At 44.5% G+C, this 1,888-nt stretch carries 3 protein-coding genes; all 3 read right to left on the bottom strand.

The genetic code is table 11. The annotated features are described in order from the left end of the window. Positions 1-24: 24 nt before the first annotated feature. The 3 genes from QZQ97_RS05615 to QZQ97_RS05625 are packed head-to-tail and all read right to left on the bottom strand — an operon-like array spanning position 25 to position 1,844. Complete coding sequence (locus QZQ97_RS05615) at positions 25-384, bottom strand: hypothetical protein (protein WP_062790739.1); 360 nt, start codon at positions 382-384, stop codon at positions 25-27. Next, positions 381-1,550, bottom strand: coding sequence for a cupin-like domain-containing protein (locus QZQ97_RS05620; RefSeq protein ID WP_004944602.1), 1,170 nt, complete (start codon positions 1,548-1,550; stop codon positions 381-383). Before QZQ97_RS05620 ends, QZQ97_RS05615 begins: the two co-directional genes overlap by 4 nt. A 24-nt stretch (positions 1,551-1,574) precedes the next feature. Beyond that, complete coding sequence (locus tag QZQ97_RS05625) at positions 1,575-1,844, bottom strand: acyl carrier protein (protein WP_041416949.1); 270 nt, start codon at positions 1,842-1,844, stop codon at positions 1,575-1,577. Between the last annotated feature and the right edge of the window lie 44 nt (positions 1,845-1,888).

Below are 1,888 nucleotides of genomic sequence, written 5' to 3' on the forward strand. Positions count from 1 at the left end.
AATTTTATTCAGGCGAATCGGTTACTAACGGACGGACATTTTTAACTTGTCTCGTTTAAATATCTTGACGGCGCCCGTTTGGCTGTCACGAACGGCGACCAAACTGCCAAAGTTAAATGCTTTCAAGACAAAACGGTCGATCAGTTCCGCTTCGGAAAGCTCTTTACCCAGTCGATACTCTTTTTTATTGAGATCCTGCCAGGATTCATCGGCGCGATACTTAAACCACAGGGGCTTAAGCCGGTGGTACTGCACGTTCTCACCGTCCAGAAATTCCTGCAGCGTCTCCGTCGAAGCCCGATCATCATTAAGGATGTAATAGGCTTTGTCTGCCGGACAAACAATCATGTTGAACTCGCCGGAATTTATCAGGTACTCGCTCATTGTTTATCCCCATTGGTCAGAACATCGCTGGTCGAAGTATAGGCAGAGAAATAGTTCTCATCGCCGATGGTTTTGGATTTTTTCCCCAAGTTATTAAAGATATCGAACTTGAATTTGATGAAGGATGGATCGGAGTTCAGAATGTTGTCGTACACCGGCATCAGCGTCGGAACATCTTTGCCTTTGGTCATGGTATCCAGATTCACTTCCGTCATTCGCATATTGGCCATGATCTGCAACGGTGTGGTGTTGATAACCGCATGCGGCCAGTATTTCGTGAAGAAGATGACATCGCCGGGTTCCAGATCGACATAAAATTTGGGCGCGTACGCATAAAGTGGACTATGGATTTTATGGAAGTTCATATCCAGGCGAGCATCCATTTTGGCTGACATGCCATTGGCGCCGTCAAAGAAGGGACGCAAGATATACCCTAGCCGTGGATCGACGAAATACCACCGTTTTACCCCACTGATCATCAGTGCACAGGAAATATCATTTCCCTGATGCCAGTTGGTTCCCCAGGTGCGAAGATTGCCGACAAATAACTGACTGAAACTATTTGCAGAATGACCATAAAACAGATCAAGTATTTTTTCAGCCCCCACTTCATCGATTAAATCCGGATAGTCGTTAAATATTTCCGCAGAGTTGTTGATGTAATAGCTGACCTTTGAATCCTTGTCCAATTGAGACCGCAGTATTTTTTCCAACTTGAGTTTTTTTAGACTGGTTTCTTTTTCATCATAACCCACCGCGATAATCTCAGTGTCTTTGTAGTGCTCAATCAGGTACTCATGGGTCCATTGTTGAACGGCTTTCGTGTCGTTGAGAAAACCCTTGGCAATAATCGGCGGATTGCTTGCGTCATTGATCATGTGCTGGAATGTATGCCGATCCATATTTGAGAAATCGTAGGACTTCATTTTTATGAACGTATCGGCACAATCCATGTTGGCCAGATCCGGACATTTCGCCTGGAGGTCGGCCAATTTCTTCTCAAACAGGTCGCGTTCGAAGGTGGCCATAAACTCAGGCGCGTTCAACAGCAACCGCATATGCATCATAAAGTGGAAATTCGCCTGTTCCTCCTGATCGAGAAAGAAGTGTGGCATCAGGTCGAAGGCTTTGCGTTGCGTTTCACTTTGAATGTCATACTTTTCCATAAAAGTTTCCTCTGAGACTCATGTTCATAAAAAGGTCATTTCAAGACGATTGAAGTGATGTTTTTTCAGATACTCACTCAACCCTTGCAACGAATTGACTTCCAGGAATACAACCGGCGTCAGTTTGATAGAGAAAAATTTATTCAGATCGACGCAATATTGGTTGACCTCCATTGACTCAAACCCATATTCATCAATATCACTTTCCCACTCGATAATGTCCGGGCTGCACTTCAATACTTTCGCAGCCTGCGTAACAAGGTAGCCCGACAAGGCTTCGTCTAATTCATTCATTGCACACCCCTATTTGAATAAAAAAAAACGGTACAATTGCACCC

It is taken from the genome of Serratia sp. root2, from assembly GCF_031931805.1.
GTDB classification, from domain to species: Bacteria; Pseudomonadota; Gammaproteobacteria; order Enterobacterales; family Enterobacteriaceae; genus Serratia; species Serratia inhibens.